A 26,954-nucleotide genomic window follows, 5' to 3' on the forward strand; every position below is an offset into this window, starting at 1 on the left:
GAAACTATGAAAAAACTTATTAAACTTATTGGCTTAACCGCTATTCTTACAGCGTCAATCGCGCAATCATTTGCTGCCGATGTAAATCTCTATTTTACTCGTCACGGTAAAACTATGTTCAATAATGTACATCGTGCTCAAGGATGGTCAGACACGCCTCTTACTAAACCTGGTATTGAAGTTGCAGAGCAACTTGGCCGAGGTTTAAAAGATGTTGATTTTATTTCGGTATATTCAAGTGACTCTGGTCGTGCTAGACAAACAGCAAGAATCGTACTTGAATCTAAAGGTCAAACTAAATTAAACATTAATGAAATGGAAAGCCTGCGTGAAACTTGCTTTGGTGATTTTGAAGGTGATCTTGATCCAAACATGTGGAACCCAGCTGCACAACATCTAGGTTATGAGTCTGACAAAGCCCTAATGGCTGATTTAGCTAAAGGTAAAGTTAACCTTAAAAAGGTGATGGATGCGATCAAAGCTGTTGAGAAATCAGGTCAAGCTGAAGACTATAATGCTGTTAAAACTCGTATGCAAGCCTCATTAAAGGCTATTGCTAAATCTGCTCAAGAACAAGGTGGTGGTAATGTATTGGTGGTCTCTCACGGTATGGCTATTATGGCAATGGTTGAAGAGATGTTAGACAAACCAATCACGAGTGGACTTGGTAACGCTAGCGTAACTAAAATCCGTTATACTGATGATGGTAAATTTATCGTTGAATCATTAGGCGATATGAGCTATGTAGAAAAAGGCAAAGCTAGCAAATAATCTTTACAAAAAGACTCACTAACGTGAGTCTTTTTTTATTATTGTTGAGTCATATTGTATTCACTCTACTTTGTTTAATCACTTTACTTTCGCTATTAATACATAAAAATAATAAGTTAGTTTACTCATACTCATCATTCGTAATAGTCTTATAATATTCTATTAATCAATTTGTTAACAAAAATAATTTTAATAACTACTGAATTGAACAATCTAAAATAAACAACTATTTTTACTACTTAAATTACATTAACTGGTTATAATAAAGTATCGCTTAATCGGTAATATTAGGATTTTTCATGTTTTATATTAGCCACTATTCGTCACCAATGGGATTGATAACTTTAGCTAGTCAACACAATAAATTAATTGGTGCCTGGATCGAAGGACAAAAATATTTTGGCCAAATTGTTAATTCTGTCAAACAAGAAAAATCTAATTTAGCAATATTTAATCAGACTAAAAAATGGTTAGACGACTATTTTCTAGGCAAAAAACCATCTATAAAGCAATTATCACTGGCTCCTCAAGGTAGCGCATTTAGGCATATGGTATGGGACATATTAGCGCAAATTCCTTACGGTGAAGTCATTACCTATGGCTATATCGCAAAACAAGTGGCATTGCAATGTAATAAGCCACATATGTCCAGTCAAGCTGTTGGTGGAGCGGTTGGTCACAATCCGTTATCAATTATTATTCCTTGCCATCGGGTTATTGGCGCCAATGGTAACTTAACTGGTTATGCCGGTGGAATTGACAAAAAAATTTGGCTTTTGCAGCATGAACAAGTTGATATGCAAAATTTTTTCACTCCTAAAAAAGGCACAGCGATTTAAACTAAAATTGAAACACTCTATATTTTACTTTAACCATGTATGTTGTAGACGATAATTCTGCGTCAAATGCCGTTAATAACGCATTTGGTAGACGCTTGCTTAACTTATTCTATTGAGAATCGACAACTTGCCATCCAATCATTAACATATTTTTTTGTTGTGAAAATCTTACTTTTAATTCATGATCTATAATTCAGTAACAATAAAGCTACCCTCATTATAAACGCGTAAAAATACACTTTCTTTATTATAACAATATCCCCTTATATTGAGATTGTAAGACTAATGTTTTACGAATAGTTATTTAAAATCTTACATATAAATCTCAATACAATGGATAATATTTTAATTTAATTGTTAAACTTCTTATAGCTATTAAGGTGAAACACAAGCTATATAATTGTCTGATGAATTTTCTAATAATCCTACGTGACCTGCATCCATATTAACAAATGATGGAATTAGTTCTCTCACTTTGTCATAGTCAGAGTTGTTATTCTTAAACTTAATTATCTTCGATTTTGAAGTAGCAATTAAATAATTACTATGCGACCAATCACTATCTGGATAATTAAGGCACCTTCTGCTACTTTTATCTAAACATCCCCATTCATTGATTATTCCACTGAACCATTCGCCATCTTTACGATAGCTCAACTGGCGAATAGCGTTTGTAGATGCGGGATTAACAGCCCCAGTGCCTGTAATAGACGACTCATCTATCATTTCCCAATAGAGATCATTGGTCAAATCATGCATTTCACTTAGCCGATAACCTGTACCTAAACGACGACACTCATCTTGACCTTTCGCCTGATACAACAATAAATCTTCTTTGGTATTAATATTTTGATAAACAATATCGGTAGGAATATACCAACGCATCAACTTAAATTCATAAAGTATCTTACTTTTTTCACTATCTGCATACAGTCTAAATGTAGAAGGACTAAAACTTTTATCATTAGATGTTATGCGAGGACCAGTTAAAGTTATCTTTAAACCTTTCTGTCGTACACCATAAGGCTCGCCATAGCCCCACCAATTATCATGAGGCCAGCCAGTTATTCCCGTACTTAAGGTTAATCTAACATTACCACCTTCTACAGCACTTATGCTACTACCATTGGCCGCGATCACCGCTTCTGGACTTATTCCTGCCAATAACAAATAAAAATATAATCCATTAGAGCCTGTACTAGGAAAATTATTGTTATAAACTGAATTTTCACCATCATAATTACCGCTGTTTCGTGCGCCATTAGTCTTAAATCCTTTACTTGGATAACCTCTATACATCCAGTCAATTATACCAGAATCCCATCCCGGCCTATCGAACAACGTAATACCACCAGTCATAATAGCTTCAGTACTATCATCATATAATAGACTCGGTTGAGCATAGCAGACATGAGGTTCGACTTTAGGGTTTATATAATAATTATGGCTACCGCCCATAAAACTACTTTTATTCGGCTCACCATATAGGGTTTTTAATTCACCATTACTTGCGGTTATGGTTAATTTATAAGGACCATCACATTCAATAAATTTACTATGGGCATTGTTTTTAACTTTGTCTGTCACATCAACGCCATTAATATTTTCCCATGTAACACCTATATCACCACTCGCTGTTGCTATAACTTCACCGGTTACATCGTCGTAACCATCGCCATCATCATCACCAAAATAGTTATACGGTGACTTGAGTAAATCAGACATTTTCACTTTAGGGTAATTAGTATTGCCTGACTGCGGTAACGGAACGATGGTCTGGATACTCGCATAAGTATCGCCTTGATTCGGTAACTCGATTGGATTAGTAAGACTTGATTCATCATTTGAAGCATTAATTACTGTACCATCAGATAAAGTGATACCCAATAAACTTTCCGTACTATCGACTTTAGAGATACCTCCATCATAAGTAAGATATGGTGCACCACCATAAATTGTATTGACTGTAGTTATATTTAAAGCATATGAGGAATTAACGGAAATGGTTAATAAACTATTTATAACCAATACACTTATTAGCATCGGTTTTAAACAAAAAAAAGATTTTATAAAATTGACTTTAAAAAACAAAAAGTTAACAGTAAATAAATCTTTAAAAGAAAAAAATGAATGTTGATTCTGAGGCAAATATATTGCTAACATTGCAGCAATTAATCGGTTAAATAATCCTAATTTATGTTTAGTTACTGAACAACTACTTGGTAACATGTATCAATCCTTTGTAAAAGTATTATATTTTTTATTATGAAAAATCAATTTTCTAAAAAAAGTATAAATAATATCACTAGCCATATCAAACTTTGTAATGTTAAATTTTGTCAAATAATGTAAAGTAAAGTTAACTAAAACGCTTTGATTTTATGTTATAAATTTGAAATAGTTTTAGCTGACTTTAATAAAGACTAAAATATTGCTAATTTTAGTTACTGCCGCGCAAAAATTTTTATCACAGTTGATTAATAAGTTAATATTAAACTACAAAAAATACTTTTTTAGGCTTTTAATACAGGACAAATTGATGCTAATTCTGAAAATTAACCATTTAGAAGCTAATCAGATAATTAATTGGTTGATAAAGAGACTTTTTATTAAAATAGATTAATAATTCAATGTTCAACTTTTAATAATGTAGTTTTAATAATGTAGTTTTATTACTGTCGAAAATTTAAATCATCATATAGTTACAATGATAATCACCAGTAAACTATCTATTATTAGTTATCAACCTCACCAGTTAAATTTAGGAAAAAAATTAGAATAATCCAGAATTAAACAGAGTCATAAATATTGGCATTATTAACGTTAATAAAAAACCTTGCACGATGGCTGGTGGTACAATACTTACCCCTGCACCTTTTTGCAGCATAGGTAAGGTAAAATCCATAGAAGTTGCGCCACATAAACCTAGTGCAGTAAGTTTATATCGTTTGATTAAGGTAGGAATTAAGATAATGGCACATAATTCTCGTAGAATGTCATTTAAGAAAGTAGCACTACCAATGATTGGACCATGAGCTTCAGTCATCAATATTCCCGATAATGAATACCAACCAAATCCTGATGACATTGCCAACCCTACTCGCACTGGTTGTGCCAATATCAAGGCGGCAATAATACCACCTAAAAAGGTACTTAGGATGACAATAATGGCCGTAGCAATACCCACTTTATTCAATAAAATCTGTTTTAACGAAATATTATTACTACGTAACTGAATACCAATAAGTAATAGTAAAAATACTAAAACCACTTTGGTAATATCTTCACTATATTGCCAAATAAAAAGTGGAAAAAGTCCTGCAACAAATCCTGCTATCAATGCAATACAGACCCGCAAGGATTCCAAGATCATTTTAAATCGTGACTCATAAGTTTGGCTGCTGTGGGTGGTGCGCCATGGCAGTAATATATCTACTAGGGCTAAGAAAATGAAATTACCACCAAAAGTGCAGATAAAAATAATACCAGTATAAAATAAGATAATTTTTAAATTAGCGGCAAGATTATCTAAATGAGCTAGTTCGGTTCCCATTATAAATAATATAAAATAGACCATCCAGCTTAGGACTTGGTTTATTTTGGCGATCCATTTTTGCTCTTTGAACTTAATCAAATAACCTAAACATAACGGTACTAAAGCAATAAGAATACCAAAATACATATTTCATTCCTTAATTATCATTTTTATATTAAAAGTATTAGATAGATTTGGATCTTGATTAATATCGCTTGCAATATAATGCAAGCGATAGATTAAAAGATTATTTTAATAATGCTAATTGTGTTTCAATATTGTTCTTGAGCTCATCTAGTAATGCATAACGATTGCGATACTCAGAACGCTTTTTACTGGCAACCTCTTCAAGTGATTTGCGGTTAATTTGTGTTGGTAAAATAAATAACGATCTTTCGTCTTGTTTGCCGTCAATGGTTAACCAAAAATCATCATAGTCAGATAAGATTCTCTCTTGTCGGCTGTTATAACGCCAGTTGTTGTAGACATGCGTTTTATTACCTACCGCTATAATCTGTTCAAGTTGAAAATAACTCGCAATAATTAACGCTGCCTCAACAGCCACGCGTTTAGGAAAAAGCCCATAGCACTGTTTTGTTGCCTGTTGTACTCGGGTTCGAGCTTCATGATGCCCTGTTCCTTGTAAGCCGGAAATAAAAAGAGTTGGCTTTTGTTGATATTTAGCGATGGAAAAAGTTAACGTTGCTAAATCAATGCCGTCATTATCATAAAAATAGAGACTGAGTTCCCCTTCCCGAGCATATTTATTACGTGCTTGAATCGCAATTTTTATATTGGCGTCATTTTTTGCCCTAATACTAGCCAATTCAAAGGGAGTATCTAAGTTATAGAAGGCTTTTGTCATGCTATCAGGACGATTAGCTAAAAAATCATAATGATAAGCTAATGCCTCGTACCGCTCTTGTTGACTCAAACAAGAAGCTAAATAAGGTCGTTGTAGTTTACATGGTAAATTAGTTTGGCATGATAAATAGTAACCAAGTAACTTGTATTGTCTTAATTTGTCTAATAATTTAAGCGTAATAGGACTTAAAAATAGAGTTCGAAAAAAAAATTTATAACGATAAGTCGGTTTAAGCCATAATTCGTTAAGTGGTAATTTACCTGAACAAAGCCAGTTAAAAAGTTGCCATTTACTTTTAGGCTGGGACATATTCGTAATATTATTCATAAGCAGAAAAAAGTATTCGTATTGGTTAATATATAAAAGAGTTATATGTGGTTAAATTATAAATTATCAATTAGATATTTATGATTATTTTCAAATTTAAGGCACCATTTCAACGTAAGTGCCTAAGAGTACAACACAACCCAAAGCAACGCAACCCTTATGGTGTATGTCACCGCTTGAGTAATAAAAATAAGCAATAAAAAACGGTGAACTGAGTCACCGTTTTATTAAAAGGCATCGTTTATAAAAACGAATTATTGACCTTTAACTTCTTTTAAACCGTTAAATGGTGCTTTTGAACCTAAAGCTTCTTCAATACGGATTAATTGGTTGTATTTAGCAACACGATCAGAACGGCTCATTGAACCAGTTTTGATTTGACCAGCAGCTAAACCAACAGCTAAATCAGCGATAGTTGAATCTTCAGTTTCCCCTGAACGGTGAGAGATAACCGCAGTATAACCCGCATCTTTCGCCATTTTAACAGCTGCGATAGATTCAGTTAAAGTACCGATTTGGTTAACTTTAACTAGGATTGAGTTAGCGATACCTTTCTCAATACCTTGTTTGAAGATTTTAGTGTTAGTTACAAATAGATCGTCACCAACTAATTGGATTTTGTTACCTAATGCTTTAGTTTGGTATGCCCAACCTTCCCAATCGCTTTCGTCTAAACCATCTTCGATAGATACGATTGGATATTGTTCAGTTAAACCTTCTAGATAGTGAGTAAATTCTTGAGCTGTGAACTCTTTATTACCTTCACCTTTTAATACGTATTTACCAGTTTCTTTGTTATAGAATTCAGAAGCTGCACAGTCCATCGCTAAAGTAATGTCTTTACCTAATACATAACCAGCTTTTTCAACTGCTTCTTTGATGCAAGCTAATGCTTCAGCATTTGAACCTAAGTTAGGAGCAAAACCGCCTTCATCACCAACAGCAGTGTTCATGCCTTTAGCGTGAAGTACTTTTGCTAAATTGTGGAATACTTCAGAACCCATACGGATTGCTTCACGTACTGTTTTAGCACCAACTGGTTGAATCATAAATTCTTGTAAGTCGATGTTATTATCAGCATGCTCACCACCATTGATGATGTTCATCATTGGTAATGGCATAGAGTATTGACCTGGAGTACCATTAAGATCAGCGATATGTTGATAAAGTGGTACGCCTTTAGCTGCTGCTGCTGCTTTAGCTGTAGCTAAAGATACAGCAAGAATTGAGTTAGCACCTAAGTTTGATTTGAAATCAGTACCGTCTAAGTCAAGCATTACTTGGTCGATAGCTGCTTGATCTAACGCATCTTTACCAACAACTGCTTTAGCAATTGGGCCATTTACGTTTTCAACAGCTTTAAGTACGCCTTTACCTAAAAAGCGAGATTTGTCACCATCACGAAGTTCTAATGCTTCACGTGAACCTGTTGATGCTCCTGATGGAACGATAGCAAGACCAACGAAACCACCTTCTAAATGAACTTCAGCTTCAACAGTTGGGTTACCACGAGAGTCGATGACTTCACGACCATGTACTTTAACGATTTTTGCCATGTTATTTTCCTCTATATGACAGATATGTAACTATAATGTAAATATAAACTATTTTTACTGCTGATCTTGATGATCTTTGGCAGCTTTAATAAAACTACTAAATAATGGATGTCCATCACGTGGTGTTGAAGTGAATTCCGGATGGAATTGACACGCAACAAACCATGGATGATCAGGAATTTCAATAATTTCTACTAGTTTTTTATCAGTTGATAATCCTGTTACTTTTAATCCAGCTTTAACCACTTCTGGTAATAAATTGTTGTTTACTTCATAACGATGGCGATGACGCTCGGTAATTGATTCTTTTTTGTACATACCTGCAACTAATGAATCAGGCTCTAAATGACAAATTTGAGAACCTAAACGCATAGTACCACCAAGATCACTATCTTCACTGCGTTGAACCACTTTTCCTGATTCATCGCTCCATTCAGTAATTAATGCAATTACTGGATTTGCGCAATCTTTAACAAACTCTGTTGAATTAGCATCTTTTATGCCAGCAACATTACGAGCATATTCGATTAATGCTACTTGTAAGCCAAGGCAAATACCTAAATAAGGAATTTTGTTTTCGCGTGCATAACGTGCCGCCATAATTTTGCCTTCAACACCACGATAGCCAAAGCCACCTGGGATTAATATTGCGTCTAAACCTTGTAATATTTCGCTGCCGCGAGATTCAAGATCTTCTGAATCAATGTAACGGATGTGAACGGTTAAACGATTTTTTAAACCACCGTGTTTTAGTGCTTCATTCACTGATTTATAAGCATCTGGTAAAGCAATATATTTACCAACCATACCGATAGTTACTTCACCAACTGGATTAGCTTCTTCGTAAATCACTTGTTCCCATTCAGATAGATCCGCTTCTTTGCATTCAAGATGGAAGCGATTGCACACAAAAGTATCTAAATTTTGTGATTTTAATAATGCAGGGATTTTGTAAATCGAATCAACATCTTTAAGTGAAATTACCGCACGTTCAGGCACATTACAAAATAGCGCAATTTTAGCTCTTTCGTTAGCTGGAATAGCCCGATCTGAACGACAAATTAATACGTCAGGTTGAATACCAATTGATAATAACTCTTTCACTGAGTGTTGAGTTGGTTTTGTTTTAACTTCACCAGATGATGCAAGGTAAGGAACTAATGTTAAGTGCATAAATAATGTGTGTTCACGACCAACATCTACCGCTAATTGGCGAATAGCTTCCAAAAATGGCAATGATTCAATGTCACCAACAGTACCACCAACTTCAACGATAGCGACATCATAACCTTTGGCACCATCAATAACACGATCTTTTATCGCATTAGTAATATGAGGAATAACTTGGACTGTTGCGCCTAAATAATCACCACGACGTTCTTTACGTAAAACATCAGAATAAATTCGTCCAGTGGTAAAATTGTTTTTTCGACTCATTTTGGTGCGAATAAAGCGCTCATAATGCCCCAAATCAAGATCAGTTTCGGCACCGTCTTCAGTCACAAAAACTTCACCATGTTGAATTGGGCTCATTGTTCCCGGATCGACGTTGATATAGGGATCAAGTTTTAGCATGGTGACTTTTAAATTGCGGGCTTCTAAAATTGCAGCTAGAGATGCTGCGGCAATGCCTTTACCTAAAGAAGAAACGACACCGCCTGTTACAAAAATATAATTCGTGACCATTAATACCAGACCATTATTAATTTAATTGAACAATATCACATAAGTTTAAACCATAAAAACTAATGCAATATATGATGAATCAGACGGGAAAATAGTATAACAGAATATGGCTTAGCTCACAATTGAATAATTATGTTTAATCGATAAGTTACTCACTTTGCTTAATGAAATAAGATCTATTATTTAGATAATCCGTCTAATATTAATCCCAATATAGTTAATATTTTTTTGATATCTTTTTCAGTAGAACGTTTTATTGGCGATTAACGATATAATTTAAATTACTTGGCGAATTTCCCCTTAAATTCGATAAACTCTTTAAGGTTATCGATATTTTTAATTTCTAATTTACCTGCAACTTTATGTACGATATCTAAGTTAATTAACTCATTAACAGCACGACGATAAACACGGTCAGTAGTACCAAAACGTTCTGCTTCTAAATAGTTTTTTTGAAAATTATTAACCGGGTGAATATTAAGGTGATGTTGATACATATCAAAAGCAATGTTGTAACAAATTGAATATAATGTTCTTTTTAAGAAGATATCTAAGGTTTCTTGATAATCAAAGGCAATAGCACTAGCGAAAAACAGTGCTAATTTAGGATGTTCAAGTAATGATTGATATAATTTATCAATACTAACGACAGCGATAGTTAATGCTTCTTCGGCGATAATATCAAATTGACATAGATAGTTGGTGAAGAACTCCATTTCGCCAAATATATGCTCATCGCAATCTACCGTACCTATATGAAATCGACGTCCATTATTGGCCTGATAACGTATTGAAATCGTACCATTATAAACAACAATTAAATTATCGACTTTACATCCTTGACGAAAAAGCGTAGTTTTTTCATCTACGATTTTTTTTTCAACAATACATTGTTCAATAATTGAAGCAAACAACTTATTATTATCTTGCCAATAATGACTAAAACGACCTTTATTTAATGATTTTAATTGCATATCACTCACACATTAATATTGGATAACGTATAGATACTTAATGATCTACAGCGTTATCTTTTTCTAATTTGGTACAATTATAGTCAATAATAATAAAAGATATGCCATTTCAATCTAATCTATTATTTTTAATTATTGACCCTTTTCTTTAAAAGAATTGAAATCACCAACATAACAATAATAACAGCATAAAGTATAGGTATCGCATTCATGATAATTTGAATACCCAAATAGTTATATAATTTCGAGCTTATAGCTGGACTAAACATAGCCCCAGCACTACCGCTAATTAAAATGAATGAAACATTTTTACTTGATGCTTTTTTTACAAAGGTCACGCCATAAGCCACAAAAGCGTTATATAAAGCAGAGCATACAAATCCATATCCATAAGTATAGTAACCAATATAATCAATATTTTCAGTATTGACGATCATCAGTGTCATTATGAAGGCTAATAAAATGATAGAAATAAAAAAATGCTCAATTTTAACTCGCGTTACAATCGCCGTCGAAACTAATGCTCCGATTAAGGCTGCTGTCCAATATTGAGTAATAATGTTGCCTGCATCTTCAAACGAAATTGAAAATTTTTGGCTAACAAATAGAGGAGCCCAAGTTAAAAACGTATATAACGCTAACATCGCCAAAAATAAACCGAAACCAGAAGATATAATACCAAAGTTCCATTCAGATCGCTGATGCTTCTCTTGTTTTGCTTTAGGCTGATTAATTAAATCGAAATTAGTAAATAAAATAATGATTAACATCACTACTGCAACTATTCCAACCGTTAAATAGCTACTAGCCCAAGATAGATTATGAGTTAAAGCATAGGTAGTGATTAGCGGGAAAATAATGCCAGCAATATTAAATGTAGCATCTTGTACCACTAACATTGTACTTTGTATCTTATCTTGCCAAGTCGATACCACAATAGTACCCGCGATACACAACCCTATTCCACCACACAATCCTATCAAAGTCATACAAACTTCAAGTATTATTAGCGAGTTGGTGATATATAAAATAAAGGAACTAATAACAATAATTGTATAACTAAGTAAGGTAATTCGTTTAATCCCAATAATATCGATTAAAAAGAAAGCCAAAATAGTTCCTATTAAAGCCCCACCATTTAATAAAGAAAAAATGAATGCGACACGGTTTACATCTGCATTAAAATTTTGCGCTATTGGTTCTATTAGCATACCAAACTGAGAGGCAAAACCAGCCATAATAAAGTTAGCTAAAAAACTAATAAGTGTGAGCGATAATTTATTTTTCATATTTCCATCCGAAAAAGGCAATAAATAACCAATTAAGATTTAATAGCCACGTTTAAAGCAAGTTTGATCATATTATTAAATGTCATTTGCCTTTCTTCCGCCGTTGTCTCTTCACCAGTTAAACAATGGTCTGAAACAGTTAAAATGGCTAACGATTCGACATTAAACTGTTGCGCAATTCCATATAAACCAGCAACTTCCATATCAATTCCTAGTACCCCTGATTTTTCTAATGTGCTAATCAACGTTTCATCAGGGTCATAATAAAGATCGCCACTAAACACATTACCTACTTTAACTGGTAAATCCATAGTATTAGCCATTTCATAGGCACGATGTAATAACGAGAACGTCGCCGATGTGGCAATATTATAACCATTCGCTCTTTTTTGATTAGTCATTGAATCCGTCCCCGCAGCCACGGCTAATATGACATCACGCATTTTAACGCTTTGCTGTGTGGCACCTAAAGAACCCACTCGGATAATACGTTTAACATTAAAGTCATTAATTAATTCATGCGCATAAAGGGTTATTGATGGAATCCCCATTCCATGCCCCATTACTGACACCGCAACGCCCTCATACAATCCAGTATATCCTAGCATATTACGTACATTACAAACCTCTTTAACATCGGTTAAGTAATTTTCTGCAATAAATTTTGCGCGTAAAGGATCGCCGGGCATGATAACGGTTTGAGCAAAGTCATTGGGATTAGCATTAATATGTGCAGTCATAATATTTCCTAAATAATAAATAAATTGCTCCAATTATAATAAAGATATTTTTGTTTCAACTAGGACATAAGTCCGAACCTGATGCGTTATACCACATTTTTAGGAAATTATTTGACGATTACTTTTTCATTTATAAAAAAAGCGCCTAGCGCGCTTTTCATTTTATTTAGATGATAACTTATTTGACCGTTTTTTCACTGCGTGATAAACCAATAATACCAGAGCGAACAATTTCTACTATATTACAAGTCTCACGAATAGAGGATAGAAATGATTCTAATTTTTCACTAGTACCTGATAATTGGACAATATAATGTGTTGCCGTCACATCAACAATCGAACCTCTAAAAATATCAGCACAACGTTTAACTTCATCACGTGCATCAGAGCTTTTAGCTGCAACTTTAACTAACATTATTTCACGTTCAACATGTGGCCCCTCTGTAAGGTCATTAACACGATAAACATTGACCAACTTATGTAATTGTTTTTGGATCTGTTCAAGCACATGTTCATCACCAGATGTTTGAATCGTCATTCGACTCATTGTTGGATCTTCAGTTTGTGCGGTAGTAATGGATTCAATATTAAACCCACGCTGTGAAAATAAACCAATAATTCTTGATAATGCACCTGGTTCATTTTCAGTTAAAATTGATAATATATAACGCATTAGGTTCTCTCCGTTTTACTAAGCCACATCTCATTCATTGCCCCACCGCGAATTTGCATTGGATAAACATGTTCTGTCGCATCAGTCATGACATCAATAAAAACTAAACGATCTTTTATAGCTAGCGCTTTTTTAAGCTTAGGTTCCAGATCTTCTCGTTTATTAATTACCATCCCAACATGACCATAAGCTTCGGCAATCTTGGCAAAATCAGGTAATGACTCCATATAAGATGATGAATGACGACCAGCATAAATCATATCTTGCCATTGCTTAACCATGCCTAAAAAACGGTTGTTAAGGTTTAAAACAATTACAGGTAAACCATATTGCAAGGCTGTTGAAAGCTCTTGAATATTCATTTGAATACTACCATCACCTGTTACACAAACTACATGCTTCTTAGGGAATGCAAGTTTAACACCCAATGCAGCAGGTAAACCAAAGCCCATGGTACCAAGACCACCAGAAGTAATAAAATGACGAGGTTTGTCAAAGGGATAATAGAGCGCAGTAAACATTTGATGTTGCCCTACATCGGTTGCAATATAAGCATCACCTTTGGTCAGCTTATATAAAACTTCAATCGCTTCTTGTGGCTTGATACTTTCACCTTCATGGCTATAAGCAAGACATTTGCGAGCTCGCCAATGCTCAATCTGCTTCCACCAATCAACTAAAGCATCTAGGTCACGTTCAGTACTAAGATCTTCAAGTTGTGTTAACATGGTTTCAACAACTTGTTTTGCATCACCTACTACCGGAATAGTTGCAGAAACAGTTTTGGATATAGACGTTGGATCAATATCAATATGAATAATTTTGGCTTTTGGACAATATTTTTCAACATTGTTAGTAGTTCTATCATCAAAACGAGCACCTATTGCAAAAATAACATCTGCATTATGCATTGCCATATTAGCTTCATAGACACCATGCATACCAATCATGCCTAAATATTTTTTATCTGTTCCGGGAAAAGCACTAATCCCCATTAACGTTGAAGTCACAGGCAAATTGAGTTTATCTGCTAGTGATTTAACCACATTGCTAGCGTCAGCACTAATTACCCCACCACCAATGTATAACACAGGTTTTTTAGCTGCTAATAAAATAGTTAATGCTTTTTTAATTTGCCCTTTATGTCCTTGAGTCGTTGGATTATAAGATCGCATTGTCACTGACTTTGGATAATTATAATTATATTTGTTAGCTGGATTAACTATATCTTTCGGCAAATCAATAACAACTGGACCTGGGCGACCAGTAGAAGCAATATAAAACGCTTTTTTAATCGTTTCTGGAATATCTTTACTATCTTTGATTAAAAAACTATGTTTAACAATTGGGCGGGAAATCCCAACCATATCACACTCTTGGAAGGCATCATTACCAATTAAATTACTCGCAACTTGGCCAGATAAAATTACTAATGGCACTGAATCCATATAGGCTGTTGCAATACCAGTAATAGTATTAGTTGCCCCGGGGCCTGAAGTAACAAGTACCACACCAACATCACCTGTTGCTCTGGCATAACCATCAGCCATATGTACTGCAGCTTGCTCATGACGAACTAAAATATGCTCAATACCACCTAAGGTATGAATTGCATCATAGATATCCAGAACACTACCACCTGGATAACCAAATATCTGCTTAACTCCTTGATCAATCAGTGACTGAATAACCATTTCTGCGCCTGACAGTTTTGCCATGGTTGTTGCCTCCATTTATAACTTATTTGTCATTTTTGATTTATTTTGCATGAACTAATACAGAAAATCAATAAAGTCAATAATATGTGCGATATACTTATCTTTTTTGGATACTAGGCCTCATTTTTGAAAGAAATAACTTGTAAATATTCAATTAATCGATTTTAATTGGATTAATGTCAATTTTTAATTGATTGATAAATAATATCCTTATGATTTATTAAGAATTATTTATTATTTTTTGTTTGTTTTTTTTATGCATAACTTATACTAGTTATTTTGTACTCGAGTCCTTTATATTAAAAAGGTGTTTTTAATGAACAATTCTTATTGTAAACCAACTTCCCTATCTGATTGGCAATTAGTCAAAGTATCAGGTACTGACAATCGTACATTTTTACAAGGACAAGTGACTGCTGATATTAATCATCTTAATGAATATACAGCACTATTTGCAGCCCACTGTGATGCAAAAGGCAGGATGTGGAGTAATTTAATATTATTTCAACGAGGAGCAGATATTTTTTATATTGTGCGAAAAACAGTTGCCGAAAAACAAATTGCCGCTCTTAAAAAATTTGCCGTTTTTTCAAAAGTGACAGTTGAACCAGTTACTGATCTTAACCTAATTGGCTTAGAAAATAATGCCATTGAACAATCGATTATTGCAGAATTAGGTGATAATAGTTGTCTCACAAGGGGAGATGTAACTTATATCAAAATTCCATTACCTGAAATTCGAGTAATAAAAGTATCAAATGAACCATTACCAACCGACTTACAATCTGCTGATCATTGGTTAAAACTCGATTTAGAAGCAGGTTATGCCATTATTGATGAGCCAAATATTGAAAGTCTTTTACCACAGGCTTGTAACTTACAACATTATAATGCCATTAGTTTTGATAAAGGCTGTTATTGTGGACAAGAGATGGTAGCTAGAGCTCAATTTCGAGGCGCAAATAATCGTGGACTTTATCTGTTGGTTGGAAAAAGCAAGACTTTGCCAATAATTGGTGACAAGCTTGAATATGAACTTGATGGAAATTGGCGAGAAGGTGGTCAAGTATTAGCTGCATTAAAACTTGAACAAGATAATCAAATCTATGTGCAAGTCGTGTTAGCCAATGGCATTGATATTGAAACAAATTTCCGTGTTAAAGGCCAATTAGATAGTCTGTTGAATTTCTAAATTGAACGTATAAATGGTTTAGAACCAATAATATTAATTCAGCTGGAATAAACCTATTCCAGCTGATTAAAATTTACTGTCCTAATTCTTGATATACAATTTCGATAAAATAGCGCGCACCAGTTGTCAGAATTTCATCATTAAAATTATATGAAGGATTGTGAACATTTGTGCCTTCACCTGCACCAATTTTAATATAAGCGCCAGGTATTTTTTGCAACATAAAGGCAAAATCTTCTGATCCCATCGTTGGTGGTGAATCCACATTAATCTTATCGTCACCAACAATTTTTTGTGCAGCTTTAATGGCAATATCAGCTTGTTTAGCGTGATTAATAGTTGCTGGATAACGTCGCTGATAATCAACCTCCGCTCTGGTATTGAAAGTTAAAGCAATACCTGTCGAAATATGTTTAATGCGCTCTTCTGCTAAATTTTGATCTTCAGTATTCAATGCTCTAACAGTACCGCGAATCACAGCATGTTGAGGCAGTACATTCCAAGTATCGCCACTGTGAATTTGTGTCACACTAATAACCAATGAATCAATTGGATTTAGATTACGACTAACAATCGTCTGTAAATTATTAACAATTGTGGTAGCAGTTAAAATCGTTTCTTTGCCTAAATGTGGTGCAGCTGCATGGGCACCCACCCCGGTTATTTTGATTTCAAAAACATCATAAGATGCCATCACTGCACCATGATTAATTAAAAAATGGTTTAATGCTAGATTAGGTTGATTATGCATACCATAAACAGCTTCGATGGGAAATTTATCAAATAAACCATTTTCAACCATGACTCTACCGCCACCTTCGTTTTCTTCAGCAGGTTGGAAAATAACCACAACTGTGCCAGAAAAATCTCGATGAACGCTTAAATATTTTGCTACACCTAATAAAGTTGCTGTATGTCCATCATGTCCACAGGCATGCATTTTGCCATGAATCGTTGAACAGTAATCAATATCATTTTCTTCAATAATATCTAATGCATCAATATCCGCTCGTAATGCAATAGTTCGACCATTATTTTTACCATGAATAATGCCTACCACCCCGGTCGGTGCAAATTCTGTATATAGTTCAGTAATACCAAACGATTTTAATTTTTCGATAATAAACTCGGTAGTTTGTTTTTCTTCAAAAGCAGTTTCTGGATGAGCATGAATATAATGACGCCATTCGGTCATTTCATCTTTTAATGCGTTAATGCTGTTGGCAATAATATTCGTCATTGATCATTCCTTAATTAATTACTTAACTACAAATCTGAAAGAGTTAATTGCACTATAACGTTTATTGAAAATGAATATAAATAACGATTTTTACTAACCTTATCATTTTTAGTTATAAGCAAAATTTGACAATAGAATCAAAAAATAACTAATTAAAATCATTTAAGATAGAAACAAGAAAATTGTTCAGTTTAAGTAGATAATAAAATACCCTGAGATTAATAAAAAGGGACCAAAAGCGATTAATTGATAGCTTTTTTTAAATAGATATTTTGAGAAAATGTAATAGATGATAGCCAACGTCGATGCAATGATTAACATTAACGGTAATAACTGGTAAGGTAACCACGCACCTAAAGCAGCAATTAACTTTATATCACCACCACCTAATCCCTGTTTACTTGTTATACAAAAAAAGATGATTGCCGGTAATTTAAGCATTAAATAGCCGAACAAAATACCTACTAGTGCATCATTGATAGTAAATGAAGATAAATTTAAGTAAGCCATTATCAACCCACCCCACATTAATGGTTGAGTAAAAAAATCTGGCAATAATAAATAGTTAATATCAATTAGTGCTAACAACAAAAAAATAACTGCAAGTAACATAAGTAAAGCACATCTAAAATTTAGCCCCTTATCTAAATAAATCAGCAAAAATAATATTGCTATAGTTAGTTCAAAAATAGCATAGCTATTGGTTATTTTATGGTAACAATAATAACAACGTCTTTTTAACATCAACCATGACAATACAGGAATTAACTGCCAAGCACTAAGTTTGTGATGACAATTTTGGCATGAAGAACGAGGAATAGTAATAGCGAACAGATATTCATATAAAGACTGCGTAGGTGAATAACGATAATAAGCAACTCGCAAAAAACTACCTATAGCAAGTCCGAGGCAAAAAAAGAGTATAGCCATTAGCTGATCACGTCAGCCATTTGGAATATAGGTAAATATATCGCAATAATTAAACTGCCGATTATTGTAGCTAAAATTAGCATTAATGAAGGTTCAAATGCTTTGACTAGATTATCAGTTAAGGTTTGGTTTTGTTGTTGATAGTAAAGAGTAATATTATCCAACATAATATCTAATGAACCAGACTCTTCGCCGGCATGAACTAGTTGCACACAAAGCTTCGGTAAAGCTGGATAGCTAGCTAACATTTGACTAAAGCTATTCCCCTGTTCAATCCCCGTCATAATTTGCTTGATGATATTACGGTAATAAAAATTACTTATAGTTTTAGAAGAGGCTGTTAATCCTGTCAAAAGTGGGATACCTGCTTGTTGAGTTATTGCTAATGTATGAAAAATTTGCATTAGACATTGAGATTGGATTATTTGACCAATTAAAGGGAGCTGTAATTTATACTTATCCATAATAAGCTGATAACGTACTTTAACAACATAATGAAAAAACAAATAACATAACGTAATAGCTAATAATATAAATAACCCATCTTGTCTAACATTATTAGCTACATCAATCACTAATTGCGTAAAATAGGGTAACTCTGCATCAAAGCTCTGATAAATGTCGGCAAATTTTGGCAGGACAATAAATATCATAACCATAATCACTATCACCGATACAAATAATAAAAAAAGTGGATAACGCAGCGCCTTTTTAATCTGATTTTGTATTGATAATGTTCTTTCTAGGTGATAGGTTAATTGTTCAAAACTCTGTTCTAATCTTCCGGTCAATTCACCAATAGCAATAATTTCACAATAAAGTTCTGAAAATACTGAACGGTGCTGTTTTAATGCAATCGATAGTGATTCACCTTTGGTTATTTTCTGACTAATATCGGTTAACAGATATTGCCATTGCGCTTTAGGTTGATCATCAATCAGTAATCGTAAACTCTCTACAATTGATAATCCGGCTTTTAACATTGTAGCTAACTGTTTAGTTATAATAAGCAGTTCACTAAGTTTAAAACTTTGTGAGGTAATTAAGTTACCGGAACTAATTTTAATCGCAAGTTGTCCTTCTAATAACAATTTTCTTCGCACATCTTGCTTAGATATGGCAATAATTTTATTTTGATGAAAGTTAATATCATACCAATAATAGAGTCGCTTCATGCATTATCTCCAAACTATCACTCAATTATTACCTAAAACACGATTCAATTCTGCTAGCGTAGTGATGCCTTGTTGAACGAGTTTATTGCCTACTTGTCTAAGCGATACCATATTTGGTGAGGTAATCGGTTGATTGGTTAAAATCTGTTGTTGTACTTGTGGTGTGATAATTAACAGTTCATATAAGCCTATCCGCCCTAAATAACCACCCACACATTTTTCACAACCCATGGCGATAAAATGTGGTGACGGTTCGTTATTTATCAACGTAAGCTCACTGGCTACCATTTTACAATGTTGGCACAATTTACGAACTAATCGTTGCGCAATAACTAGTTTTAAACTGGATGATAACAAGTAATTTTTAATCCCCATTTGATTTAAACGAATGATAGCCTCAATACTAGAATTGGTGTGTAGGGTTGATAACACTAAATGCCCCGTTTGCGCTGCTTGAATGGCAATCTCAGCCGTTTCAGGATCACGAATTTCACCAATCATCATCACATCGGGGTCTTGACGCAAAAAGGCTCGTAATATCACAGAAAAACTTAAACCAGCCTTAAGATTAACTGCTGTTTGATTAATACCATCTAATGGAATTTCGATCGGATCTTCAACACTACAAATATTACATTTAGGTTTATTTAATCGCTTTAAAGCACTATATAACGTCATAGTTTTACCACTGCCAGTCGGTCCTGTTACCAAAATCAAGCCTTGTGGATAATCTAATATTTGTTTAAAGGTTAATAGATCTTCCCCTGTTAATCCTAAATCATCGATGCTTAATTCTGAGTCATGATTATCCATAACCCGTAATACAATCTTTTCACCATTAATGACAGGTAAAGTAGCTATGCGCATTGCATAATTATTAATCACCAGTTGACCATCTTGCGGTAGCCGTTGTTGAGCAATATTTAAATTAGCCATAACCTTTAGTCTAGCTGCAATCTGTTTAGCTAACATTAACGGCGGTGTTAGCATATTTTGCAAAACGCCATCAATTCTCATGCGAATTCGATAATGATTTTGATAAGGCTCAAAATGAATATCTGATGCCCGCTTATCCAATGCTGAAAGCAATAATTTGTCTAAGCTTTCGACGAGATTCTCTTCTTGCATAGCGGTTATCCTATTTATACGATATTAATCACAATTAAAATTTAAAAATATCTTCACAAGCTGTAACTAAAGTTGGCTCTGGTGGATTTGTTAGACATGTACGTGACCAATCTAAATTACCTAAATTAGCATTCAAAGTAGGTGTTAAGGTTACAGTTAGACTTGATAAAGCGCTTTTACCGACTAAATTTATTATCCCATTCGTGACATTAATTGAAGTCACATAATTGGTCGTTCTAGTCGTTGGCACACCGTTATTACCACTACTACATTTGCTTAAAGCGCCTTGCTCTATAGCACAAATTTCAATGGCTGTTTTATATGCAGTCATTGATTGCAGCATATCAGTTAAGGCTGCTTTTTTAATATAACCTTGATAAGCAGGTAAACCGATAGCAGTTAAAATTGCTATCACGACAATAGCGATCATTAATTCAAATAGAGTAAATCCAGATTGGTATTGCATAACAGCCTCACAAATCAAATAATTGTTTGATAGTGTGACTTTATAGCTAATTTAAAAAATGAAATAATATATAGAGAAAATTTTAGAACTTGAAATACAAAATGATCACCACAATCATCACTGTGGTAATTAAAATTGTGAAACAGATCGAAATTTATAGCAAATCTAAATGTATCGGAGCTATTATGCCTTTAAAAATTGTTGATGGTTGGATTAAAAATATTAAGCAAATAAAATCGCCTTATTATAATGACCGTCCAGAAGATCAACCCATCTCATTACTGGTTATTCATAATATTAGCCTACCACCTAAGCAATATGGCGGTCCTTATGTCGAACAACTCTTTACAGGTAAACTAGACCCAAACGCACACCCCTATTTTGCTGAAATTTATCAATTACAAGTATCAAGCCATTTGTTCATAAGACGTGATGGTGAAATTATTCAATTTGTCCCTTTTGATAAACGGGCTTGGCATGCAGGCAAATCTATCTTTGCTGGCAAGGAAAATTGTAATGATTTCTCAATTGGTATTGAAATGGAAGGTTGTGATACTGAGGACTTTACCGAAATACAATATCAGCAACTGGCCATAGTAACCAAATTATTACAACAAACCTATCCAATTAAACATATTACTGGCCATAGTGATATTGCCCCAACAAGGAAAACAGATCCAGGACCTTATTTTGATTGGCAGTATTACCGATCACTAATTAATTATCATAAACAAATAGATTTAATGACTAATCAATTAAGATTGATTAAAGATGAATTACAAAGATTGACACTTTGGCAACCTTCGCCTCCAGCAGCTGAGGCGTTTTTGAGTGAACAGCCATTTGCGCTTGATACCATGCAACCCTATGAATGGTTACAGTGGATATTTATCCCACGAATGCAAGCATTAATCGATGCTAATGCTGAATTACCAAAATTTGCCCTTCATCCTTATTTTGAAGAAGCATTTAAACAGCAAGAAATGGATGTTGATGACTTATTAAAGTTGATAAAGGAACTTGATGAATTATCAACTAACCAAAGAATGGATGATTGAAAGTATTTTAGCTAAAAAAACAGCCACAAAGTGTGGCTGTAGTATTGAATAAATTAATTATTATTCGTTAGTCGACGATATTCATTCACCGCTTGTTGATGGTTACTATAAGTGCTGCTGAACGTATGCCCACCGGTTCCATTAGCAACAAAAAACAGATATTTGGTTTTTGCCGGATGAGCCGCTGCCTCAAGCGAAGCCAAACTAGGCATCGCAATCGGTGTCGGAGGCAATCCTTCAATTACATAGGTATTATAAGGATTATTGGTATCAGTCAAATCAATACGCCTAATCGTGCCAGTATAATTCTCACCTAAACCGTAAATTATGGTTGGATCAGTTTGTAACTTCATATTTGCTTTTAAGCGGTTAACAAAAACAGAAGCAACGTTAGCTCGTTCAGAATTGATACCTGTTTCTTTTTCAATAATTGAAGCAATAATCAACAATTCATAAGGGGATTTATAAGGTAGATCACTATCGCGATTATCCCATACTTTTTGTAGATTAGTCTTCATAGTTAAATATGCCCGTTTCAAAATATTGATATCAAGACTATCTGCAGTATATTGATAAGTATCAGGTGATAACCAACCTTCTAATGGGCCATCAATACCTAACAACTTAGCAATTTCATCATGAGACTTACCTGTTAATGTTTGCTGAATATAAGGCGTATTACTAAGCACATTTAACCAATCTTTAGCACGCTTTCCTTCAACAAATTGTACATAAAAACTGCTTTCTTTACCCGATACAAGTAACTTTAAAAATTCTTCAACGGTCATATGAGGATGTAATTGATAAGTACCTGCTTTTATGGAGCTTAATGATGGATCGAGTTTATATAAATACGGAAGCAAGTAAGCTTGTTGCATCAAATTACTAGTCTTTACTTGCTCAACTAATTGATGTAATGAGGTTCCTTTTTTTAATACAAACATTTGATTATCTGTAGTGATATTCATATGTTGTTGTGAAAATTTCTGTAAAAAATAGTAACCAATACCTAATGAACCACCGGCAATTAAAACTAACGTCAGTAACGTGTACACAAATAATTTTTTAATCATAACTTAATCTTTATAACGAATTTTTGCGCGTGATGTTAAGCGCGTTAATAACTCATAAGCACTAATCCCTGTATGCTCGGCAATTTGTTCAACGGGTAACTCTTTGCCCCAAAAAATAACTTCATCACCCGGTTTATCTTGGCTATGTTGTCCTAAGTCTACCACAATCATATCCATTGAAACGCGACCGACAATAGGTACAATTCGACCATTAATACTTACAGGGGTATTAGCGGGAATACCTCGTGGATAACCATCACCATATCCCATTGCGACAACGCCTAAAATGGTATCACTTTCACTAGTCCAAGTTTGTCCATAACCGACCGATTGTCCTTTTAGGTGTTTACGAACCGTAATTAACTCTGATTTAAGTGTCATAACTGGTTCGATATCTGCAACCTGATCAGTAAATGGTGAAACTCCATATAAAGCAATACCTAGTCGAATCATATTACGATGAGAATTAGGCCAAGCAAGTATACCGCCAGATGCAGCTATTGATTGCTGACTACCCACAAAATTAGCATCAAGTAAATGAATAAACTCATCAAACAATGCCATTTGTTTATTGGTTTGTGTTGAGCTTAATTCATCAGCGCTACTAAAATGGCTAATAATATTGATTGGATGACGAATAACATTGCAGTCGGCCAATCGATTAAATTCTGACACTGCTTCATCAAGATGAAAACCTAAACGGTGCATGCCTGTATCAATTTTGAACCAAGCTGTAATTTCATTTGCAAACGGAATGGTATTTAATGCATCAATTTGCCAACTAGAATGAATAACTGGTTGTAGATTAAAATCCAGTAAATCATTGATATCATCGTGAGGGAAAAAGCCTTCTAAAAGTACAATAGAACTTCGAATACCGGATTGTCGTAACGCTATGGCTTCAGAAATACGCGCAACGCCAAAACAGTCAACCCTATCTTCAACTAACTTAGCTACACCTTCCATACCGTGGCCATAAGCATTTGCTTTAACCACAGCCATTAATGTGCTATTTGGAGATTTTTTCCTAAAAAATTCAATATTATGTAGAATCGATTTACAATTCACTTCTACAACAGCAATAGACATTTTATATAACCTAACATATAAATTAAGTTTCTATTGTAAAATTAGTTACCAATAATCACAAATAAAAAATCGGTAATTTACAAGATTTTGTTTGAATAAATAAAATAATTATAAAAAACTCATTTAGTAATAATGCTAGTTAGTATTTTGTTAAATAACGATAATTTTCAGCCAAAATTTTTACTCCACAAAATTTTGATAAAAGTTATAAACTAATTTTTTGGTAACTGTTGTTTTATACTTTCTATAAAATTTTCCATGATAATTGGCAAACAATTTCCTCTTTGCCATTTGTATAAAAATTTCAATTGTTGTTGGGTTAGTTGAATATTATAAAATATTGGGCTTACCAAACTATCATTCATTGTGCTACTTAACTGTTGCTGTAATATTTTTTCTTGTTTTTTTGAAAAATTTACATCGTGATTAATATTTTTCTTGTTAATATTTTTTATATATGTTGAATCTAAACTTAATATATGCTCAAACCAATCTTGATAATTAGATAATTCAAAATTTCCCTTTAATTCATAACCCCACTCTGTTTTAACTGAATGGGGTAATCGCTGCTTAATTTGTGTTTTAGGGAACGCACAAAAAACAATCTGCTGATTATTGAGTTTTTTAACAACATTGCTTATTACTTTTAAATCTTGATGATAATATTGATTTAAAATATACGCTGATTGATTATAAGCTCTAAAAAAAATACCTTCTTCAATTAAACTTAAATAATTATGTCTTTGGGAAATACTTAATTTTTCTTCTATAAACATGTGTATTTTTTACTCAATTTTTTCGGCGGTGTATCGCTATGCGCTACTTCGCCGGTTCTAACAACTACTGTTCGCGGGCGCTTTGCGCTTGCGAACAGCTTAAAATACAGTCGAAAATATTATTCATTAATAAATATGAAAAATTAAATAAACTTTAGCTAATAACATATATACCTTCTCTTAAATCGCATTAGTAATAAATATACAAAGAAATTTTTTATTGTTTACATACAACATTAAACAAAGTATCTCTTTTAAATACTTGAACTTGTCCAATCCAAGCATCAACAGAAAAGCGATTAGATGAACCAGCATTTATACCTGCTTCTTCTGCATATTGGTCTCTAGTATAAAACCATTGAAATCCTTGAAACCAATTTGAATCAGGATAAGTTTCCTTGGTTGTCATCCCCCATTCACTCAAAACACCGTCACCAATAGTACGTGTAAATGCATCCCAAGTATAAGGATTGGTTGTCCATGATGTTGGTGCATTGGGTGAATTGGTCATTTCAGACCGAGAAGGTAAATTAGCTTCTCCTCCACACATATTAACTGCCTGTTGATATGTATATAGAGTATGACTATTACTGCGTGGATTTACCCAGATCCCAGTCAAATTAAATGAATAAATTTGTTCTGGAGCTTGATTATTATTTTTATATTTCGCACTTATCGTCACATCACCGACTGGTTTTTTATTTAATTTAATATTACCTGCTTTATCAACAGTAACACTATCTTGTGGAGTTGCTGAGACTTTATAATTAAAATCCTCTTGATGACCTGTCATAATTAATTGAAATTTCGCACCTGGAAAACCAGTAGTAGGGAAATGAGGAGAAACTGACACTTTAAAACCATTAACTGGGTCAAAAACATTGGCATTATAACCACCACCGCAATAACTATTTCTTACTCTCGAATTATCCAAATTCCAACCATTGACTAAATGTTTAGAATTATCTGAGGTGGACAAAGCCAGTTCATTATCAGCATAACCCGCTAAAATACAATCGAGTTTACCTTGATCCTGTATTGGCCTTACACTAGCCCATACAGCATTGGGAAATAGTATCATTTGATAAGGTTTAGCATAACAAATTTTTGGCTCTACCATTATTTTATAATTTTTTGTTATTGGCACAATATCACTTTGTTTAGGTATTCCATATTCAGAAAATGTCTGTGCCTGAAGACTAATTTGTAAGTTCAAGGGCATTGAATAACCACTACCACAACCAATAATTTTATTTTTATCACTAGATGGTATTTTTTTACCCCTAGCATCATACCACTGATAAGTGGTTGCAGTCTGTGCAAACGGATGTATTGTATCAATAACATCACCATCAACATCCTGATAATTAATTTCTGTATCTAATAAATTTTCATTACTCAGCTTTACTACAAACTGATCAAAAGTTAAATTACCATCAAATAGTTTTATTTCATCCTCCTTTATATTGCCTAATGATTCACTATAAAATACACCATTAACCGTAAAACCATATTTATCTGCTACAAGCTTAGTATTAACTAATTCAGGTGAATTTCCTTGGATGATATTAGTTGTGTATGTAGACAAGCCATATGCGGTACTGATGTTTAGTGAAATACAAAACAGAAAAGCAATAATCAATCGCGTAGCAATTTGTGACAATAAATTGAATAATTTTATAAAGCAGTAATCAATTAAATTAAGAAGAAATCGGAAAGAAATAACGCTAAATGCGTGTGTTTTTCGTACTAATATAAATGGAAAATTATGGCTGGCTGGCTGGCTGGCTGGCTGGCTGGCTGGCTGGCTGGCTGGCTGGCTGGCTGGCTGGCTGGCTGGCTGGCTGGCTGGCT

23 protein-coding genes and 1 pseudogene are annotated in these 26,954 nt (G+C 33.8%); 5 read left to right on the top strand and 19 right to left on the bottom strand.

Going from position 1 to position 26,954, the window contains the following annotated elements; genetic code table 11:
- Positions 1–6 precede the first annotated feature (6 nt).
- Together H3T83_RS10770 and H3T83_RS10775 are read left to right on the top strand one after the other, a co-directional pair.
- A complete protein-coding gene (locus tag H3T83_RS10770) occupies positions 7–771 on the top strand; it encodes a histidine phosphatase family protein (protein ID WP_198215753.1) in 765 nt (254 codons plus the stop codon).
- A 299-nt stretch (positions 772–1,070) separates the two neighbouring features.
- Positions 1,071–1,610, top strand: a complete 540-nt coding sequence (locus tag H3T83_RS10775; protein WP_232351163.1) for a methylated-DNA--[protein]-cysteine S-methyltransferase — start codon at positions 1,071–1,073, stop codon at positions 1,608–1,610.
- 375 nt (positions 1,611–1,985) lie between these two features.
- Here H3T83_RS10775 and H3T83_RS10780 read toward each other — a convergent pair whose 3' ends face one another.
- The 10 genes from H3T83_RS10780 to ilvI all read right to left on the bottom strand — a co-directional run bounded on the left by H3T83_RS10780 (position 1,986) and on the right by ilvI (position 14,973).
- Positions 1,986–3,839 carry a hypothetical protein gene (locus tag H3T83_RS10780; protein ID WP_198215754.1) on the bottom strand — a complete coding sequence of 618 codons (1,854 nt, stop codon included), beginning with the start codon at positions 3,837–3,839 and terminating at the stop codon, positions 1,986–1,988.
- A 544-nt stretch (positions 3,840–4,383) separates the two neighbouring features.
- A complete protein-coding gene (locus H3T83_RS10785; protein ID WP_198215755.1) occupies positions 4,384–5,292 on the bottom strand; it encodes a lysine exporter LysO family protein in 909 nt (302 codons plus the stop codon).
- 100 nt (positions 5,293–5,392) lie between these two features.
- On the bottom strand, positions 5,393–6,337 hold the full coding sequence (locus H3T83_RS10790) for a VirK/YbjX family protein (protein WP_198215756.1): 945 nt from the start codon (positions 6,335–6,337) through the stop codon (positions 5,393–5,395).
- Positions 6,338–6,591: 254 nt separating this feature from the next.
- Entirely contained in the window at positions 6,592–7,893 is a 1,302-nt protein-coding gene (gene eno / locus H3T83_RS10795) for a phosphopyruvate hydratase (protein ID WP_065578227.1), read from the bottom strand.
- A 54-nt stretch (positions 7,894–7,947) separates the two neighbouring features.
- Positions 7,948–9,579 (bottom strand): glutamine hydrolyzing CTP synthase, encoded by a 1,632-nt coding sequence (gene pyrG / locus H3T83_RS10800; protein WP_065651651.1) that lies wholly within the window; start codon positions 9,577–9,579, stop codon positions 7,948–7,950.
- 281 nt (positions 9,580–9,860) lie between these two features.
- Positions 9,861–10,553: a Crp/Fnr family transcriptional regulator gene (locus tag H3T83_RS10805; RefSeq protein WP_065578225.1), complete on the bottom strand. Its 693-nt coding sequence runs from the start codon at positions 10,551–10,553 to the stop codon at positions 9,861–9,863.
- 128 nt (positions 10,554–10,681) lie between these two features.
- Positions 10,682–11,842 (bottom strand): MFS transporter TsgA, encoded by a 1,161-nt coding sequence (gene tsgA / locus H3T83_RS10810; RefSeq protein WP_198215757.1) that lies wholly within the window; start codon positions 11,840–11,842, stop codon positions 10,682–10,684.
- Positions 11,843–11,874: 32 nt separating this feature from the next.
- On the bottom strand, positions 11,875–12,582 hold the full coding sequence (gene deoD, locus H3T83_RS10815; RefSeq protein WP_065578223.1) for a purine-nucleoside phosphorylase: 708 nt from the start codon (positions 12,580–12,582) through the stop codon (positions 11,875–11,877).
- Between the two features lie 178 nt (positions 12,583–12,760).
- The gene (ilvN, locus tag H3T83_RS10820) at positions 12,761–13,255 is read right to left on the bottom strand and encodes an acetolactate synthase small subunit (RefSeq protein ID WP_065578222.1); all 495 of its coding nucleotides are present in this window, start codon (positions 13,253–13,255) and stop codon (positions 12,761–12,763) included.
- A complete protein-coding gene (gene ilvI, locus H3T83_RS10825) occupies positions 13,255–14,973 on the bottom strand; it encodes an acetolactate synthase 3 large subunit (RefSeq protein ID WP_198215758.1) in 1,719 nt (572 codons plus the stop codon). Before ilvI ends, ilvN begins: the two co-directional genes overlap by 1 nt.
- 316 nt (positions 14,974–15,289) lie before the next feature.
- Here ilvI and ygfZ point away from each other — a divergent pair, with 316 nt between their 5' ends.
- Entirely contained in the window at positions 15,290–16,165 is an 876-nt protein-coding gene (gene ygfZ, locus H3T83_RS10830) for a tRNA-modifying protein YgfZ (RefSeq protein ID WP_198192984.1), read from the top strand.
- A gap of 73 nt (positions 16,166–16,238) precedes the next feature.
- Here the strand turns inward: ygfZ and H3T83_RS10835 are convergent, their stop codons facing one another.
- The 5 genes from H3T83_RS10835 to ppdD form a co-directional block, all read right to left on the bottom strand.
- Positions 16,239–17,405 (bottom strand): M20 aminoacylase family protein, encoded by a 1,167-nt coding sequence (locus H3T83_RS10835; protein WP_198215759.1) that lies wholly within the window; start codon positions 17,403–17,405, stop codon positions 16,239–16,241.
- 186 nt (positions 17,406–17,591) lie between these two features.
- A complete protein-coding gene (locus H3T83_RS10840) occupies positions 17,592–18,335 on the bottom strand; it encodes an A24 family peptidase (protein ID WP_198215760.1) in 744 nt (247 codons plus the stop codon).
- Positions 18,335–19,510 carry a type II secretion system F family protein gene (locus tag H3T83_RS10845; protein WP_198215761.1) on the bottom strand — a complete coding sequence of 392 codons (1,176 nt, stop codon included), beginning with the start codon at positions 19,508–19,510 and terminating at the stop codon, positions 18,335–18,337. Before H3T83_RS10845 ends, H3T83_RS10840 begins: the two co-directional genes overlap by 1 nt.
- A gap of 21 nt (positions 19,511–19,531) precedes the next feature.
- Positions 19,532–20,638, bottom strand: coding sequence for an ATPase, T2SS/T4P/T4SS family (locus H3T83_RS10850; RefSeq protein ID WP_065651645.1), 1,107 nt, complete (start codon positions 20,636–20,638; stop codon positions 19,532–19,534).
- A gap of 34 nt (positions 20,639–20,672) precedes the next feature.
- The gene (gene ppdD, locus H3T83_RS10855) at positions 20,673–21,104 is read right to left on the bottom strand and encodes a prepilin peptidase-dependent pilin (RefSeq protein WP_065578216.1); all 432 of its coding nucleotides are present in this window, start codon (positions 21,102–21,104) and stop codon (positions 20,673–20,675) included.
- Positions 21,105–21,289: 185 nt separating this feature from the next.
- Here ppdD and ampD point away from each other — a divergent pair.
- A pseudogene (ampD, locus tag H3T83_RS11595) lies at positions 21,290–21,823 on the top strand (1,6-anhydro-N-acetylmuramyl-L-alanine amidase AmpD); the annotation flags it as partial.
- Between the two features lie 24 nt (positions 21,824–21,847).
- On the top strand, positions 21,848–22,162 hold the full coding sequence (locus tag H3T83_RS11600; protein WP_370528043.1) for a YqcC family protein: 315 nt from the start codon (positions 21,848–21,850) through the stop codon (positions 22,160–22,162).
- 53 nt (positions 22,163–22,215) lie between these two features.
- Here H3T83_RS11600 and mltG read toward each other — a convergent pair whose 3' ends face one another.
- From mltG to H3T83_RS10880, 4 genes are all read right to left on the bottom strand, one after another.
- Entirely contained in the window at positions 22,216–23,235 is a 1,020-nt protein-coding gene (mltG, locus tag H3T83_RS10865) for an endolytic transglycosylase MltG (protein ID WP_065578214.1), read from the bottom strand.
- Between the two features lie 3 nt (positions 23,236–23,238).
- Positions 23,239–24,324, bottom strand: a complete 1,086-nt coding sequence (gene alr / locus H3T83_RS10870; protein WP_198215762.1) for an alanine racemase — start codon at positions 24,322–24,324, stop codon at positions 23,239–23,241.
- Between the two features lie 212 nt (positions 24,325–24,536).
- On the bottom strand, positions 24,537–25,100 hold the full coding sequence (locus H3T83_RS10875) for a hypothetical protein (protein WP_198215763.1): 564 nt from the start codon (positions 25,098–25,100) through the stop codon (positions 24,537–24,539).
- A 217-nt stretch (positions 25,101–25,317) separates the two neighbouring features.
- Positions 25,318–26,954: PT domain-containing protein (locus tag H3T83_RS10880; RefSeq protein WP_198215764.1), on the bottom strand; the 1,637-nt coding region annotated here is incomplete at its 5' end.

It is taken from the genome of Gilliamella sp. M0320, assembly GCF_016101635.1.
In the GTDB taxonomy this organism is placed as follows: Bacteria; Pseudomonadota; Gammaproteobacteria; order Enterobacterales; family Orbaceae; genus Gilliamella; species Gilliamella apis.